Source organism: Kribbella sp. NBC_00709 (assembly GCF_036226565.1).
Classification (GTDB): Bacteria; Actinomycetota; Actinomycetes; order Propionibacteriales; family Kribbellaceae; genus Kribbella.
Genome location: NZ_CP108996.1, coordinates 2,130,504 through 2,145,982, shown reverse-complemented (window position 1 = coordinate 2,145,982; position 15,479 = coordinate 2,130,504). Strand labels below are relative to the sequence as shown.

Annotated in this window: 12 protein-coding genes; 6 read left to right on the top strand and 6 right to left on the bottom strand. The window is 67.8% G+C overall.

Going from position 1 to position 15,479, the window contains the following annotated elements:
- Window positions 1-984 (top strand): porphobilinogen synthase, encoded by a 984-nt coding sequence (hemB, locus tag OHA18_RS10515; RefSeq protein WP_329003770.1) that lies wholly within the window; start codon window positions 1-3, stop codon window positions 982-984.
- A gap of 448 nt (window positions 985-1,432) precedes the next feature.
- Here the strand turns inward: hemB and OHA18_RS10510 are convergent, their stop codons facing one another.
- The 6 genes from OHA18_RS10510 to OHA18_RS10485 form a co-directional block, all read right to left on the bottom strand.
- The gene (locus tag OHA18_RS10510; RefSeq protein ID WP_329003768.1) at window positions 1,433-3,157 is read right to left on the bottom strand and encodes an HNH endonuclease signature motif containing protein; all 1,725 of its coding nucleotides are present in this window, start codon (window positions 3,155-3,157) and stop codon (window positions 1,433-1,435) included.
- A 99-nt stretch (window positions 3,158-3,256) separates the two neighbouring features.
- Window positions 3,257-3,781, bottom strand: coding sequence for a dihydrofolate reductase family protein (locus tag OHA18_RS10505; protein WP_329003767.1), 525 nt, complete (start codon window positions 3,779-3,781; stop codon window positions 3,257-3,259).
- A 35-nt stretch (window positions 3,782-3,816) separates the two neighbouring features.
- The gene (locus tag OHA18_RS10500; RefSeq protein ID WP_329003766.1) at window positions 3,817-5,412 is read right to left on the bottom strand and encodes an FAD-dependent oxidoreductase; all 1,596 of its coding nucleotides are present in this window, start codon (window positions 5,410-5,412) and stop codon (window positions 3,817-3,819) included.
- Complete coding sequence (locus tag OHA18_RS10495; protein WP_329003765.1) at window positions 5,413-6,444, bottom strand: LacI family DNA-binding transcriptional regulator; 1,032 nt, start codon at window positions 6,442-6,444, stop codon at window positions 5,413-5,415.
- A gap of 67 nt (window positions 6,445-6,511) precedes the next feature.
- Window positions 6,512-8,110, bottom strand: coding sequence for a ribosomal protection-like ABC-F family protein (abc-f, locus tag OHA18_RS10490; RefSeq protein WP_329003764.1), 1,599 nt, complete (start codon window positions 8,108-8,110; stop codon window positions 6,512-6,514).
- A 114-nt stretch (window positions 8,111-8,224) separates the two neighbouring features.
- On the bottom strand, window positions 8,225-9,970 hold the full coding sequence (locus tag OHA18_RS10485) for a hypothetical protein (protein ID WP_329003762.1): 1,746 nt from the start codon (window positions 9,968-9,970) through the stop codon (window positions 8,225-8,227).
- A 180-nt stretch (window positions 9,971-10,150) separates the two neighbouring features.
- Here OHA18_RS10485 and OHA18_RS10480 point away from each other — a divergent pair, with 180 nt between their 5' ends.
- From OHA18_RS10480 to OHA18_RS10460, 5 genes are read left to right on the top strand one after another with little or no spacing between them, the layout of a single operon-like run.
- Window positions 10,151-11,074: a carbohydrate ABC transporter permease gene (locus OHA18_RS10480; RefSeq protein WP_329003761.1), complete on the top strand. Its 924-nt coding sequence runs from the start codon at window positions 10,151-10,153 to the stop codon at window positions 11,072-11,074.
- Complete coding sequence (locus OHA18_RS10475; protein ID WP_329003760.1) at window positions 11,064-11,948, top strand: carbohydrate ABC transporter permease; 885 nt, start codon at window positions 11,064-11,066, stop codon at window positions 11,946-11,948. The genes OHA18_RS10480 and OHA18_RS10475 overlap by 11 nt, the downstream gene beginning before the upstream one ends.
- Before the next feature lie 21 nt (window positions 11,949-11,969).
- Entirely contained in the window at window positions 11,970-13,280 is a 1,311-nt protein-coding gene (locus OHA18_RS10470; protein ID WP_329003759.1) for an ABC transporter substrate-binding protein, read from the top strand.
- A 25-nt stretch (window positions 13,281-13,305) separates the two neighbouring features.
- Window positions 13,306-14,409, top strand: a complete 1,104-nt coding sequence (locus OHA18_RS10465; protein ID WP_329003758.1) for a Gfo/Idh/MocA family protein — start codon at window positions 13,306-13,308, stop codon at window positions 14,407-14,409.
- Window positions 14,409-15,323: a PmoA family protein gene (locus tag OHA18_RS10460; RefSeq protein ID WP_329003757.1), complete on the top strand. Its 915-nt coding sequence runs from the start codon at window positions 14,409-14,411 to the stop codon at window positions 15,321-15,323. Before OHA18_RS10465 ends, OHA18_RS10460 begins: the two co-directional genes overlap by 1 nt.
- Window positions 15,324-15,479: the final 156 nt, after the last annotated feature.

Sequence of the window (15,479 nt, the reverse complement as noted above, 5' to 3'; positions counted from 1 at the left end):
GTGCCTGGATTCCCGGAGGTAAGGCCACGGCGGCTTCGGTCGTCGGCGGCGGTGCGTCGACTGGTCGCGGAGACCACGCTCGAACCACGACAGCTGATCCTGCCGATGTTCATCCGGGAAGACGCCCGCGAGCCGATCCCGATCAAGTCGATGCCCGGCGTCGTACAGCACACCCGGGACACGGCGCGGAAGGCGATCGCGGAAGCCGCCCAGCTCGGCCTCGGCGGCGTGATGCTGTACGGCGTACCTTCCGCGAAAGACGAAACCGGCTCCGGCGGGCTGGATCCGGACGGAATTCTGAACGTCGCGATCCGGGACGCGGTGTCCGAGGTCGGCGACGCGCTGCTGGTGATGTCGGACCTCTGCCTGGACGAGTTCACGTCGCACGGGCATTGCGGTGTGCTCGACTCCGCCGGGCGGGTGGACAACGACGCGACCCTCGAGATCTACGCGGAGATGGGCGTTGCGCAGGCCACCGCCGGTGCGCATGTCGTCGGTCCGTCCGGGATGATGGACGGGCAGGTCGGCGTCATCCGCAAGGCGTTGGACGCGGCCGGGTTCGTGGACACGGTGATCCTGGCGTACGCCGTGAAGTACGCGTCGGCGTTCTACGGTCCGTTCCGTGAGGCCGTCGGCTCGTCGCTGAAGGGTGACCGAAAGACGTACCAGCAGGACAACGCCAACACCCGCGACGCGATCCGCGAAGTCGACCTCGACATCGCCGAAGGCGCCGACATCGTCATGGTGAAGCCCGCGCTGGCCTACCTGGACATCATCCGCCAGGTCCGCGACCACGTGAACGTACCTGTTGCCGCGTACAACATCTCCGGCGAGTACGCCATGGTCGAAGCCGCCGCCGCCAACGGCTGGATCGACCGCGACCGAGCCATCCTCGAAACCCTCACCTCAATCCGCCGAGCCGGCGCCGACACCATCCTCACCTACTGGGCCTCCGAGGCAGTAAGCCTCCTCGACCACCAGTAGAACCTCCGCAGTACTGCGGCCACCCTCGCCCGCTCCGCGACCGCTCCGTCGTCACCCTCCTCCTACGCCTCCACTACGCGCGCCCACCCTCCGGCTACCGCCCGCGCATCCATGCCGGCTACCGCCGGACCTTGCCGGCTGACGCCGGTGTTGGGACCTGCCGCCCGAGTGCTGCGCGCTACCGCCTGCGTCCCGCGCGCTGTCGAGCGCGTTCGACTGCTTGGCCGCGCCGGTTGGCGAGCGGACTGCAATGACGGGAACTGTGGATGGAGCGTTCCGCATACAGTCGCACGCGAGCTCCAGGACCAGCCTGCAGCTGCTGGCGGCCCCGCCTCGACCACCTGAATCGGACTGGCCGCAACGTCTGACCTACTGGTCACGAGAGATACCGCGTCGCATCTCGGAGATCAGTCGCGCCCGTCCGTGAAGAACCGCGCTCCGGGAACTGTCAGCTGGCGTTCGCGTTGTCGGTCCAGGGGTCTAACGGCGCAGGGGGCGGCGTGTCGGTGGGGGTGGATGGTCGTGGCGAGGTGGGGTCGGGTGGGTGTTCTTCGTCGGCCCACGGGTTCGGGCGTGGGGCGATTGGTTGGTGGGTGATGTCGCCGGTTGGGGGTTTGTATCTGTCGGGTGGGATCGCTGTCGGGTTGGCCCAGGTGGGGTGGGTGACCAGGACGACGCCGTCGAGGATGCGGATGCGCCAGTGGCCGGAGTGGAGGTCGTGGTGGTGGCGTTTGCAGAGCAGGGCGAGGTTCGAGATGGCGGTGATGCCGCCGTCGAGCCAGGAGATGATGTGGTGGGCTTCGCATTGGATGGGTGGGGCGTTGCAGATGACGCAGCCTTTGTCGCGGGCGTTGAGGGCGCGGCGCATCGGGCGGGTGACGAGGCGTTGGGTGGTGCCGACGTCGAGGGGTTGTGATCTGGTGCCGAGGACGATGGGGAGGATCTGTGCGTCGCAGGCGAGGCGACGTACGGTCGCGGCGGACAGGTTGTCGCCGAAGATCATGTCTCCGGTTGCGTTCGCTGTCGCGGCGATGAGGTCGTTGTAGTCGATGGTGATGCTGATGTGTGGCTTGGGTCCGTGCCCGGGCACAAACTGACGATCGCCGCCCGAACGATCAGCATCACGGCCGTCTGCATCACGGCCTTCGGCGTCGCGGTCTGGCTCGGTACAGCCGGTTCCAGTTGGCGGGAGCGGAAGCTGGACGAGCGTGCCGCCCTCGCCCCTGCCCGTCGCAGAGTCCGTTGCGGCGTCGGCATCGGCGGGCCCGGTGTGGGTGGCGGTCGCCGTGTCGTTGGCCGTGCCGGTGGTGTTGAGGATTGTGGTGAGGGCGTCGGCTTGGCGTTTGCTTGCGGGGCGGGGGTCGAGTTGGCCATCGATGGTGCGATGGGGTCTGGCGTAGGCGTGGATCAGGGTGCGGAAGAGTTCGGCGTTCTCGTTGGCGAGGTAGCCGCGGAAGGTGACGCCTCGGTCGGCGGTCTTCCAGGTGAGGGATTCGCGGGTGTAGGCGGCCTTCTCGTCGGGTTCGGGGCCGTCGGGGTCGAGGATGTCGCGGATGGACCTGCCTGCTTTGCGGAGTTCCGTGGGGGTGTGGGTGGCGGCCAGGTCGATCAGCCGCCGTTCGGCGAACTCGAGGTTCTCGGCCGGTACGGTGGCGGGCAGTTTGTCGAGGATCGCCACGATCGCGGCGGCCTGGCCGGGATGCACCCGCCACGTCGCGGCACCGGCACCGTCCGCACCAGCCGCGTCGTCTCCGGCGGCCGGGCCAGCCGTGTGATCTCCGGTGTCTGAGCCAGCCGTGAGGTCCGCGGCGTCGGGTGTGCCAGGAGGCTCCGGGGCGGCGTCGCCGGTGTCGGGGTTGGTGGCAGCGCTGGGGCTGGCGAACGGGACGGCGGGATCGGGGAGGGCCGCCGAGGTGGCGGCGTACTTGGTCAAGCGGGTGGCGAGCCGCACATTGCGGTGGGCTCCGGCGGAGTCGATGCGGTAGCGCTTGGTCAGGAGCCGTGCGGTGCTGCCGGCGCCGAGCTCGGTCGCGTACCCGGACGCGTCGATGCCGGCGATCAGCTGCAACTCGAGCGTCTCCAGGCGGGCCTTCTCCGCGACGACCGCGTCGAGAGCTGACAGCTTCTCGCTGTCGCTCATCGACCAGACAGGTCGTTCGCCGAGGATCTCCATGCCGGAAACTCTAGGCACCCCCACCGACAGTTTCCGACCTCGAAACCCTTATTTACAAGGGCAGGCAGTTATCCACAAATTGCCCACCCTGAACAGATTTCAGTGCTGGATGGTGTAGTCCGACTGGGTGAAGCCGGCTTTCAAGGTGCGGGTGGCGTTGTGGGTCAGGGGGACGTCGGCGTCAAGAGGGCCGAAGAGGGGGATGCCGGTGCCTAGGAGGACGGGGGCTGTGGTGATGGTGAGTTCGTTCAGGAGGCCGGCGGTGAGGAAGGTCTGGATGGTGCGGGCGCCGTCGGTGTAGATGCGTTGGGCGCCTCGGTCGGTGAGGGTTTCGACCAGGGCTTCCAGGGTGCGGTGGACGAGGATGCGGTCGTCGGTGTCCGGGTCGAGGGTTCGGCTGAGGACCTCTACCTGCTTGCCTTCATAGGGCCAGGAGTCGTAGGTCAGGGCCAGTTCGTAGGTGTTGCGGCCGAGTACGACGGTGTCGATGGAGGACATGAACTCGTCGTACCCGGTCTCGCCGGCCTGTTCAGCCCGGGTAGTGAGCCAGTCGATGGAGCCATCGGGACGGGCGATGTAGCCGTCGAGGCTGGTGGCGATGAAGGCAGCAGCGTGGAAGCTCACGCAAACATTTTCCCACGACCCCCGATCGGGCGACGCTAGTAGCCGGACACCTCGGGCCAGCTCAGCTCGACGCCCTCGGCGGCCAGACGGGACTGGTAGTCGGCGAGCAGGGCCGGAGTACTGCGGACCGCGCGCGGCGTCGTGCTGCGTTCCAGGCAGAAGGCGGCGAGCAGGCCGGCGGATTCGCCGATGTTCCATTCGGTCGGGTGGAGGCGGTAGCAGCCGTTGGTGATGTGGGTGGTGCCGAGATTCTTGTTGGCGGGAAGGAGATTCTCGACGCGCTGGGGGATGAGCGCGCCGAGCGGGATCCGGAACGGGCTGCTGGCAACATCGATGTAGTTGTCGCCACCGGTCGACGGGTGCAGGTCGATGCGGTACATGCCGACGCCGACCGTGTCGTCGTACTCGACCGCGCCCCGGGCGCCGCGCACCGCGACCGAGAGGTCCTGCTCAACGATCGTGTACTCCGCCTTGATCCGCCGCGATTCCCGGATGTACGGCGCCTGGGCCAGACCGTCCGTGGATCCGAGCAGGTCCCCGCGCAACCGCAGCCCGGGGAACCCGGCTCCGCCGTCGGGCCGAGGCGCCTCGGTCTGCAGCCAGTAGAAGACGGACTGCGACAGTTCGCGAGCCGCGGCCAGATGCCTGGCCGCATCCGGTACGTCGATGACCGGGCCCTCGAAGTAGTCGATCATCGGCCAGTTCACCAGGCAGATGTCGCTCTCGTACGCGCCCGGGACGAAATGCCGGCGGGCCGCGATCCGGCGGAACGTCCACAGGTTGGTGTCGCCACCGGCCAGCCGCTGGTCGGCGACCACCGCGAGCGGGTCGTCGTCGGGGTTCGGCGTGAAGGAACGATGCGACGTCTCCAGCGTCCGCGGGTTCGGCGCGGTCCAGGACAGCAGACGGTCGCCCCAGAACGAGGGCTGGTAGTTCCGCCAGAAGGCATAGTTCGCGGGCTTGTCGCCGACCTGGTCGCCGTCGACGTGATCGACCGCGAAGCAGTACGAGACCGCCTGCATGTTCATCGGCTGCGCCTCGGCCGGCGCGCTCGGCTCCCCGGTCTGGTCCTGCGACTCGAACCCGGTCACGTACTCCGTCCCGGTGAGCGGCAGCAGCTCCCCGGTCTCGGTGGCGTCGAGGATGTACGGCGCTGTGACGGTGACCTGCTCGTCGGAGTCACGGTGCTGCACGGTCACCGCGGTGACGCGATCGCCATCGGTCTCAGCTGCGACGGGACGGTACGGCTGCAGGACACGGAGCCGACGGCTGGCACGGTACGGCGCGAGCATGGCCTCCAGTACTGCGAGCGCGACGCGCGGCTCGTGGCAGAGCTTGGAGACGTACCCAGCGCCTGGGTTCAGCTGCGGTGTCGCGCGGGAGGCGGCGGTCAGCGGGTAGTGGCGCCGGTAGTACTCGCGGATGCCGTCGCGGAGTGCGCGGTACGACGCCGTGACGCCGAACTGCTCGACCCAACTGTGCTCGTCTGGCGGGACGGCCTGGCTGGTCAACTGTCCGCCGAGCCAATCGAACTCCTCGGTCAGGACGACCGAGCGACCGGCACGCAGCGCAGCCAGGGCCGCCGCGACACCGCCGAGCCCGCCGCCGACCACAAGTACCTCTGTATGCATTCAGACACCTTTGGGTGGAGTGAGGGTGGTTCCTTCGGTCAACTCACACGGGAGCAGGACCTGCTGCGAGGTCGCGGTGCCGCTCAGGATCGACTCCAGCAGCTCGACCGCCCGCAGCCCCATCGCCCGCCGCGGTACGTGGAACCCGCTGAAGTCCACGTCACTGGCCACCGGCCGGGTCGAGTCGCCCAACGCGACAACAGACAGGTCGCCAGGTACGTCGATCCCGCGCGCCGTTGCCGCACCGAGCAAGGCGACGGCATCCGCCCGCTCCTCCACAAACACAGCGGTGATCTTCCGCTCGAGCAACAAGTCGAGCAGCTGCTGGGGTTGGCCGGTGGGGAGCACCAGCGCCTTGTGACCGGCGACCTGGTGAAAGCCGTGGAGGCGGTCTGCCGAGGATTCGGCGACGGGCGCCGGGCCTGCGGCTGGGCCGGCGTACGCGAGGTGGCGGTGGCCTAGTGCGAGGGCCCGCTCGACGACCGCGCGGGTGGCGGTGGTGTAGTCGGCGCCGACGGAAGGTACGGGGGCGCCGGCGTCGTCGCGGCGGCCGACGGAGACGAAGGGGTAGTCCTCCGCGATCAGGCGGGCGAGCTCGTCGGAGGGGACGTCGCGGCCGAGCAGCAGGCAGCCGTCGGCGATGCGAAGCCGGTTGTTCTCGTGGAAGATCCGGCGGTGGCCGTCGGCGACCGGTGCGCTGGTGAACAGCAGCAGGTCCCAGCCGAGGCGCTCGGCGCAGTCCTCAATACCGGCTAGGAACGGGTGGTAGAAGTCGCCGCTCGCGCTCGGGAACACCGACTCGTACGTGAACACGCCGAGGATCTGGTTGCGCTGCTTGAGCATTCGCCGGGCCAGCGGATCCGCCTGGTACCCGGTCTCCCGGATCACCTTGAGCACCCGGTCCCGGGTCTCGGCCGGGATCCGGGCAGTCGCGTCGCTGCGATTGTTCAGCACCAGTGAGACCGTCGTCTGGCTGACGTTCGCCAGCCGCGCGATGTCGCGCTGGGTCAGCCGGGTCGCCTTCTGTGGCATCGCCCGACAATAGCCCGACCGCCGCAACCGGTCAACTCAAACGCCAGTGATAATACGGATCAGCAAATCATCGCGCCGCCCGCGCCAGAGCTACCCGCCCGGCGTGCAGGGACAGGTGCGTGCCGGTGAACTGTTCGCGCAGCCGCCGGTCGTGGGTGACGACGACCAGCGCACCGCGGTAACTCACCAGCGCCTCCTCCAACTGCTCGACCAGAAGTGGTGACAGATGGTTGGTCGGCTCGTCCAGCAGCAGCAGATCGACCGGCTCGGTGACCAACCGGGCCAGCTCGATCCGGCGACGCTGCCCGTACGAGAGCTCCTCGACGCGCTTGTGCAGATCCGCAGGCCTGAACAAGCCGAGTGACAACAAGACATCCTCGTCACCCCCGAACGCCTGAAGGACAGTCAGCCCGGACGGCCGAAGCACACCGTCCTGATCGAGGTGTCCCACCCGGGCCGGTCGTCGAACCGACCCCGCGTCCGGACAGATCTCCCCGGCCAGCACTCGCATCAGCGTCGTCTTCCCCGCACCGTTAGGCCCGGTAATCAGCAGACGCTCACCTCGCGCGAGGCGCAGGGACTCCACCTGCAGTCGATTCCCCACTCGTACTTCGCCAAGCTCGACCGCAACGTCCTCATCCAAGGCCGCACCCTCGAGTTGCCCCGCGAAAGCGAGTGGTTCCGGCGGCGGAGCGACCGGACTGCCGGTCAGGCGATCCAGACGTCCTTTGAGGTTGCGGATCCGGCTCATCGCACCGTGCCCACGTCCGCGTGCCCGGAACGGGCCGGCCGCGAAGACCGCCAGCTCCATCTTCCGCGGCATCTCGTCGAGCCGCGCCGCGTTCGCCTCGACGAGCCGGCGACTGCGATCGATCTCCCGACGCCACTCGTCGTACTCCCGCAACCGCCGGCGCCGCTCGGCCGCCTTGGCCGCGAGATATCCGCCGTACCCGTTGCCGTACCGGGTCACGGTCCGCTCCTCGACCTCGAGGATCGTGCTGGTCAGGCGCTCCAGGAACACCCGGTCGTGTGTCACCGCGATGACGGTCCCGCGATGGGTGCGCAGGTGTTCTTCGAGCCACTCGACAGCCTGGTCGTCCAGGTCGTTGGTGGGCTCGTCGAGCAGCAGCACCTCGGGTTGCGCGGCCAGCGTCGCCGCCAGCGCCAGCCGCGAACGTTCGCCGCCCGACAACGTATTCGGTGCCCGGCGCCGATCAAGTCCGGGCAGGCCGAGGCGGTGCAGCATGATGTCGACGCGAGCGTCGGCTTCGTAGCCGCCGCTCGCCTCGTACCGTTCGACGAGCTCGCCGTAGACCTCGAGCAGGCCACCGGCGGCGAGCTCGAGCTCGACGGAACGCATCCGCGCCTCGATCTCGCGCAACTCCGCGAAGGCCGCATCGATGGCGTCCTGCACGCTCGCCGTCAGCGGAACCTCGAGGGCCTGGGTGAGATGGCCGATGCCGCCTGGTACGACGACGTCCACGTCGCCGTTGTCGGGTGGTTCGACTCCGGCGAGGAGCCGGAGCAGGGTGGACTTCCCGGCGCCGTTGTCGCCGATCACGCCGACCTTCTCGCCGGCGCGCACGGTCAGGTCGACGCGATCGAGTACGACGTGATCGGCAGAGCGTTTGGTGACGCCCGAAAGGGCAAGATGGGCAGTGCGCATACGGCGCACACCTCCTGGGTTCGACGTGTGTAGGTGGCGAGACACGCACCGATCACAGAGAACCCATGCCGACAACCGTAGTAGCGCAAATGCTTGCGCGCAAAGGACTTTTCGCTACGGCGTCCTGATCTTCAGCACCTGCCGCCCCGGGATCCGGCCGGTCAGGTACACGCGGAGCCCATCCGGGGTCAGGCTGCCGCCCAGGTACGTGTACCGCTCGCCCGGATCCATCGCCACCCGGGCTGCGCCGTTCCCGGGACCGAACTCGATCCGGTCCGAGCCGACGGTGTAGCTGCCGGTGCCGGAGACAAGCTGGTAGTTGCCCGAAGCATCCAATGCGTCCACGCCGGCCAGCGTTCCACCCGGACGGAAACACAGTTCGATCGCGTACGCCGTTTCGTCGCCCGCGAAGTCGAAGGTGAGATCGAAGCCATCTGCCACCTCCGTGACAGCGATCTCGGTATGCAGCGTCCGGTACTGCTTGGGGCGATGCCCGAAGTCCATCGAGGCGTAGAAGCGGCCGTCCGGGGTCAGCGCATACTGGCCGTCCGCGCGGCGGTACCGCTTCGGCAGCGGCAGGTGATACGGCACCTTCACCTCCGAGGACAGCTTGAACGTCTTCCCGGATGCCTGCAGACCGTCGCTGCGGAAATGCCCGGTGCTGAAGAACTGCGGTGACAGCCGGACCGAGTCCAGGATCGCCGAACCGTTGCGGAGCTTGAAGAACGTCGGGGTGGTGGACAACCCCGACGAGATCACCGCGATGTCGTGGAAGTCGGTCCCGCCGAAAACGGTTGCGGTCCGCGCACCACGGCGTACCCGCGCCGATGCCTGCGACGGGAACTGCCGGCTGAAGTCGGTCGGCACCGGTCGGGCAGCCGGGAGAGAGGCCGCGAGTTCGGGGCGCTCGAGTACTTCGGCGAGGAAGTCGCCGAGCTCGCCCGTACCGCGCGCTTCGATGCTCTTGGCAACAGTCGTGAAGCGGCCGTCGTGCGTCTGCAGGGCGAGCTCGCGGTACTGCGTCAGGTACCACCAGACCTCGCGCAGACCCTTCTGGTCCTGACGGCGGGAGGCGGTCGTATCCACCTCGCCGTTCGGCTCCAGGAAGTACAGGGTCGCCTCGAGGTTCCGCCGTACGTAGTCCACCAAGGCCGGCTTGTCGCGCAACCAGGCGATCGCCAGCAGGCACGGGTTCGTCACCTCGGCGGCGTACGTCGAGCTGCGTTCGCTGTAGATCCCGTCCGGCGTCGCGTCGATGCCCTCGTCGAGCCAGTCGTCGATCCTCGCCGCGTACCGACGGTCCGGGAACAGGTGGTGCGCGCGGGCGAGCGCCGCCGACACCTCCCACCGATGGTTGGGCGTGTGTACGCCGCCGGCCGCCAACGCCGGGCCGGCCTTCTTGATCACCGAACCGAGCGTCGAGCGCAGCGACGAGGTCTCCGCCGAGTCGTCGGCGTCCAGCAAGGCGTACAGGATGCACACGTCCTGGATCGCGAACGAGCTGTCCGGCGGCGAGTGCAGGTTGCCGACGTCGTACAGACCGTCCTCGTGCTGCCGGACCGCGAGCTGATCGACCAGCCACCCCAGCGGCCCGAGCAGCGTGGCGTCGTGGTGGTACGACGACCTGCCCCACACGTACCCGGAGATCAGCCGCCGGGCCTTTCGCGCCACGGTGCGGATGCTGTCGCCGGCGTTCTGGTAGTTCCCGAGCACCAACGGGATCTGGGTCTGGTTGGCGTTGGTCAGCAGGGTCAGGAAGTCCTCGTCCACAGCTGCCACCTCAGCACGCGCCGCGGCGGGATGCAGCGCGCCGACCGCAACTGTGGTCAGCGAACCGGTGAGGAAAGTGCGTCGCAGCATCGGGATCTCCCGTCGGTAAGCGGTTGCCAAATGCTCAGAACTGTCGCCGCGGAACTTTGTCCTGTCAATAGCTCGCAGACCGGCCGGATCCGGCCGGTTCCTACACCGATGAACTCTTGCGGGAACCGGTTTCTTGTACTAGTTTGACCGGCCAAGGCAAGCGCTTTCCGGAGGTGTGATATGAGTGCGCTCGGTGAGCTCGGCAGCCTCCGGGGGAAGAAAAGTGCAGGTCAGAAGAAGGACAACCTGGCCGGCTACCTCTTCCTGGCCCCGTGGCTGCTGGGGCTCTTCCTCATCACGATCGGGCCGATGCTGGCTTCGCTCTATCTGTCCTTCACCGACTACAACCTGATCCAGGCGCCGAAGTGGATCGGCCTGGACAACTTCACCCGGATGCTGTCCGACGAGCGGCTGCACAACTCGCTCCGGGTGACGTTCACGTACGTGTTCGTGTCGGTCCCGCTGCAGCTGGCGATCGCCCTGCTGCTGGCCGTCGTACTCGATCGTGGCGTTCGCGGAATGGCGTTCTACCGCTCGGTCTTCTACCTGCCGTCACTGCTCGGCTCGAGTGTCGCGATCGCGATCCTCTGGCGGCAGGTGTTCGGCACGACCGGCCTGCTCAACCAGCTGCTCGACGTGGTCGGCATCCACGGCAAGGGCTGGATCTCCGACCCGAGTACGGCGCTCGGCACTCTCGTCGTCCTGAACGTCTGGACGTTCGGCTCGCCGATGGTGATCTTCCTGGCCGGGCTCCGGCAAATCCCGTCGATGTACTACGAGGCGGCGTCGGTCGACGGAGCCGGCGTACTGCGGAGGTTCTTCAGCATCACCCTGCCGCTGCTCACCCCGATCATCTTCTTCAACCTGGTGCTGCAGATCATCCACGCGTTCCAGTCGTTCACCCAGGCGTTCGTCGTCTCCGGGGGCAGCGGCGGACCGTCGGACTCGACGATGTTCTTCACGCTGTACCTCTACGACCGGGGCTTCGGGAATTTCGACATGGGTTACGCGTCGGCGATGGCGTGGTTCCTGCTCGTGATCATCGGGGTCTTCACCGCGGCGAACTTCTTCGCCTCGAAGTACTGGGTGTTCTATGACGACTGAAACGCTCCGCACGACGGTCACCGCCAGGCGGTCCAGCGTCGTCACCTGGGCGCGGGCCCGGCCGCTGGTGATCCACGTCGTACTCGCGGCCTCCGCCCTGGTGATGCTCTACCCGGTGATCTGGATGGTGGTCAGTTCACTGCGGCCGGGCAACGAGATCTTCCGCGATCCCGGGATCCTGGTGAAGGACCTGCGGATCGAGAACTACCGGGTCGGCTGGAACGCGCTGACCGAGCCGTTCACCCGCTACCTGCTGAACTCGGCGGTGGTGGTGCTCGGCTCGATCCTCGGCAACCTGGTGTCGTGCTCGATGGCGGCGTACGCGTTCGCGCGGCTCGAGTTCATCGGCAAGAAGTTCTGGTTCGCGATCATGCTGCTGAGCATCATGCTGCCGATCCACGTGGTGATCGTGCCGCAGTACATCCTGTTCTCGCACGCCGGCTGGATCAACACGTTCCTGCCGCTGATCGTGCCGAAGCTGCTGGCGACGGACGCGTTCTTCGTGTTCCTGATGGTGCAGTTCATCCGCGGCATCCCGCGCGAGCTGGACGAGGCCGCCCGGATCGACGGCTGCGGCCGGGGCAGCATCTTCCTGCGGGTGATCCTGCCGCTGATGGTGCCGGCGCTGGCCACCACGACGATCTTCACGTTCATCTGGACCTGGAACGACTTCTTCAGCCAGCTGATCTACCTGACCGACCCGCACATGTACACCGTCCCGGTCGCGTTGCGGGGCTTCGTCGACTCGACCTCCAGCAGCTCCTGGGGATCGATGTTCGCGATGTCGGTCGTCTCCCTCGTCCCGGTCTTCCTCGCCTTCCTGTTCGGCCAGCGGTTCCTGATCAAGGGCATCGCGACCACCGGCATCAAGTAGCTCCCCTGAAAGGTGCACATCATGAGGCTGCACATCCCACGCGTGGCAACGGCCCTGGCCCTGGCCACCACGTTGCTGGCGGCAAGCGCCTGCGGCGGCGACTCCGGCGGTCCGGGCGGGTCGTCGGACGACGCCGGCGGCAAGGTCACACTCCGGTTCACCTGGTGGGGGTCGGACACCCGGACCAAGCTCACCCAGCAGGTGATCGACGCGTACCAGAAGGACCATCCGAACGTCACGATCAAGGGTGAGTTCGGCGAGTGGGCCGGCTACTGGGACAAGCTCGCCACCACCGTCGCGGCGAACGACGCCCCGGACATCATCCAGATGGACGAGAAGTACCTGCGTGAGTACGCCGACCGCGGCGCACTGCTCGACCTGAAGAAGGCGCAGGGGCTGGACACCGGGAAGTTCGAGCCGGACACGCTGGGCGCCGGCGAGTTCGACGGCGGACTGTACGGGCTGAACGCCGGGATCAACTCGTTCGCGGTGGTCGTGAACCCGGCGGCCTTCAAGACCGCCGGCGTGGCGATCCCGGACGACACCACCTGGACCTGGGACGACTTCGCCCGGGTCGCCGCGGAGGTCACCACCAAGACCGGCGGCAAGATCACCGGCACCGGCACGCTGGGCAGCAACGAGGCCGGCCTGAACCTGTGGGCCCGCCAGAACGGCGAGTCGCTGTGGACCAAGGACGGCAAGCTCGGTGTCTCGCCGGAGAAGACGACCGACTTCTTCAAGTACATCCTGAAGCTGCGCGACCAGAAGGCGATCCCGTCGGCCGAGGCCGTCTCGCAGGACATGAACGCGGCGCTCGACCAGTCCGCGTTCGCGACCGGGAAGCTCGCGATGAGCTTCATCTGGAGCAACCAGCTCGTTGCCTTCAGCAAGGCGACCGGCCAGCAGCTGAAGCTGCTGCGGATCCCGAGCGCCGACGGCAAGGCCGCCGACAACGGCTCCTACTACAAGGGCTCGATGTTCTGGTCGCTCTCGTCGCGGTCGAAGCACCAGAAGGAGGCCGCTGAGTTCGTCAACTACCTGGCGAACAGCAGCGCCGCCGGGAACGTGCTGCTGGCCGAGCGCGGCGTACCGCCGAACACCGAGATCCGCACCGCGGTGGCGCCGAAACTGCAGCCCGCCGACGCCGCGTCCGCGAAGTTCATCCAGGACATCGGCAAGGACCTCGGCGATCCGTCGCCGGCGCCGCCGGTCGGTGGTGGTCAGGTGGAGAAGATCATCCAGCGGTACACGACCGAGGTGCTGTTCGGCCGGCAGGCGCCGGACGCGGCGGCGAAGGCGTTCCTGGACGAGGTCAACGGGGAGCTCAAATAGTGTTGCTAATGGCAACTGATTGTCGATGACGGGGCCGCGGGTGGCCGTGGCGGGAGTCCACGGCCACGGCGCCACCCATGTCCGCAACGTGTCCCGGCTGGCCGCGGCCGGCCGGGCCGAGCTGGCGGCAGTCGCTGATCCGCGTCCCACCGAGGGAGTCCGCGCCTTCGACAGCCTGGATGAGTTGCTCGCGGCAACCGAAGTCGATGTGGTGATCATCAGTACGCCGATCCAGACGCATGTCCCGCTGGCCACGGCCGCGATGCGCGCGGGAGCCGACGTACTGCTGGAGAAGCCGCCGACCGCGTCGCTCGCCGAGTTCGAGGAACTGTCGGCGGTCGTCGCGGAGACCGGACGCGCGTGTCAGGTCGGCTTCCAGGCGCAGGCGTCGGAGGCGACGCTCAAGCTGGCCGCGATGGTCGCCGACGGGCAGCTCGGTGAGATCCGCGGCATCAGCGCGACCGGGAAGTGGGTCCGGAAGGCGCAGTACTTCCAGCGTGCGCGGTGGGCCGGCAAACGACGGCTCGACGGCATCGATGTCGTCGACGGTGCGGTGACGAATCCCTTGGCGCATGCGGCCGCGGCTGCGTTGCTCCTGGACGGGTCGACCGGCGTGGACGACGTACGGTCGGTCGAGACCGAGCTGTACCGCGCGAACCCGATCGAGTCCGACGACACCTCGACGGTGCGGATCACGACGAGCCGCGGTACGACGATCCTGATCGCGGTGACGTTGTGCGCGACCGAACACCTCGAGCCGGAAGTGATCGTGCACGGGCCGACGGGCCGGGCGGTACTGCGGTACGCGTCGGACCGGATCGGAGAGGCGAAGTACGGGCGGGCCGACCTCCTGGAAAACCTGCTCGCGCACCGCGCGGATCCTTCCGTGCCGCTGTACGTCCCGCTCTCGGCGACCGGTGGGTTCACGAAGGTCGTCGAGGCCGTGCGGCTCGCGGACCCGCCGCGCGAGATCCCGGACGGGTTCGTGCGCTGGGAAGGCGACGGGCTTGAGCGCCGGCCGATCGTTCTCGACGTCGAGAACTGGATCGACCGGGCCTCGGACGAGCTGGCGCTGTTCAGCGAGCTCGGGGCGCCATGGACGGAACAACAATCGACACGGGAGACCTGATGACGCAGAGCCTCGGCTGCAATCACGCTGTCAACCAATCGATCCAGGTGACGGTAGGCGGCAGCGAGTTGTTCACCTATGTCTACAACGCGGACGATCCGCAGTACGAGTCGCCGCGACCGTACTTCCACCCGATCCGGACGCTGACCGGCGACCTGGTCAGCGTGTACCGGCCGTGGGATCACCTGTGGCACAAGGGCATGTCGTGGTCGTTGCCGCACTTCGGGCACGACAACTTCTGGGGCGGACCGACGTACACGAAGGAGAACGGGTACAAGCCGCTCGGCAACAACGGGTCGCAGGACCACGACCGGGTCGACGCGCTGGACGTGTCCGACGACGAGGTCCGGTTCGCGCATCACCTGTCCTGGCACACCCAGGGCGGCAAGCACGTCGTCGACGAGACGCGCACGATCACCACACGACTCGCGGACGACGGCTGGGTGCTCGTCTACGAGACCGCGATGACCAACGTGTCCGGCGAGAACATCCAGATCGGCAGCCCGACCACGGCGGGCCGTCCGAACGCCGGGTACGGCGGTCTGTTCTGGCGTGGACCGCGTGCGTTCACCAACGGCACGATCCTCGCCCCGCAGGGCAAGGGCCGCGACGAGCTCCGCGGTCAACGCGCGCCGTGGATGGGCTTCACCGCCCGCCAGGACGAAACCGACACAGCGTCGACGATCATCGTCGCCGACGCCACCGACAACGTCCGCCACCCACCGGAATGGTTCGTCCGCTCCGAGGACTTCGCCGCCGTCTGCCCCGCCCCGTTCTTCTCCGAGGAACTCCCGTTCCCCGCCACCGACACCCTCCGCCTCCGCTACGCAGTACTAGTAGCCGACGGCCTCTCCGACGACAACCGCGCCGCCGGTCTGGCCGCGCAGGCGACCAAGGCACTGGCCGCGAGCTGAGTCCCGGATCTCCAGGCCATCACAATCGGCCCGTCGGCGCGCGCCGCCCGCCTGGCCGGCTCGGCGAGCCGCGATTGTGATGGCCTGGCGATCCGCCCTCACGCGGTTTTACGATTCCGCCGTCGATGAGGTAGTCGGCCGAGCTGGGGGGAGGGC

Coding starts and splice junctions, on each gene's coding strand:
- OHA18_RS10460 (WP_329003757.1), top strand. CDS start 14,409: ATGACGCAGAGCCTCGGCTGCAATCACGCTGTCAACCAATCGATCCAG.
- OHA18_RS10485 (WP_329003762.1), bottom strand. CDS start 9,970: ATGCTGCGACGCACTTTCCTCACCGGTTCGCTGACCACAGTTGCGGTC.
- OHA18_RS10510 (WP_329003768.1), bottom strand. CDS start 3,157: ATGGAGATCCTCGGCGAACGACCTGTCTGGTCGATGAGCGACAGCGAG.
- OHA18_RS10480 (WP_329003761.1), top strand. CDS start 10,151: ATGAGTGCGCTCGGTGAGCTCGGCAGCCTCCGGGGGAAGAAAAGTGCA.
- OHA18_RS10495 (WP_329003765.1), bottom strand. CDS start 6,444: ATGCCACAGAAGGCGACCCGGCTGACCCAGCGCGACATCGCGCGGCTG.
- OHA18_RS10475 (WP_329003760.1), top strand. CDS start 11,064: ATGACGACTGAAACGCTCCGCACGACGGTCACCGCCAGGCGGTCCAGC.
- OHA18_RS10470 (WP_329003759.1), top strand. CDS start 11,970: ATGAGGCTGCACATCCCACGCGTGGCAACGGCCCTGGCCCTGGCCACC.
- abc-f (WP_329003764.1), bottom strand. CDS start 8,110: ATGCGCACTGCCCATCTTGCCCTTTCGGGCGTCACCAAACGCTCTGCC.
- OHA18_RS10500 (WP_329003766.1), bottom strand. CDS start 5,412: ATGCATACAGAGGTACTTGTGGTCGGCGGCGGGCTCGGCGGTGTCGCG.
- OHA18_RS10465 (WP_329003758.1), top strand. CDS start 13,306: ATGACGGGGCCGCGGGTGGCCGTGGCGGGAGTCCACGGCCACGGCGCC.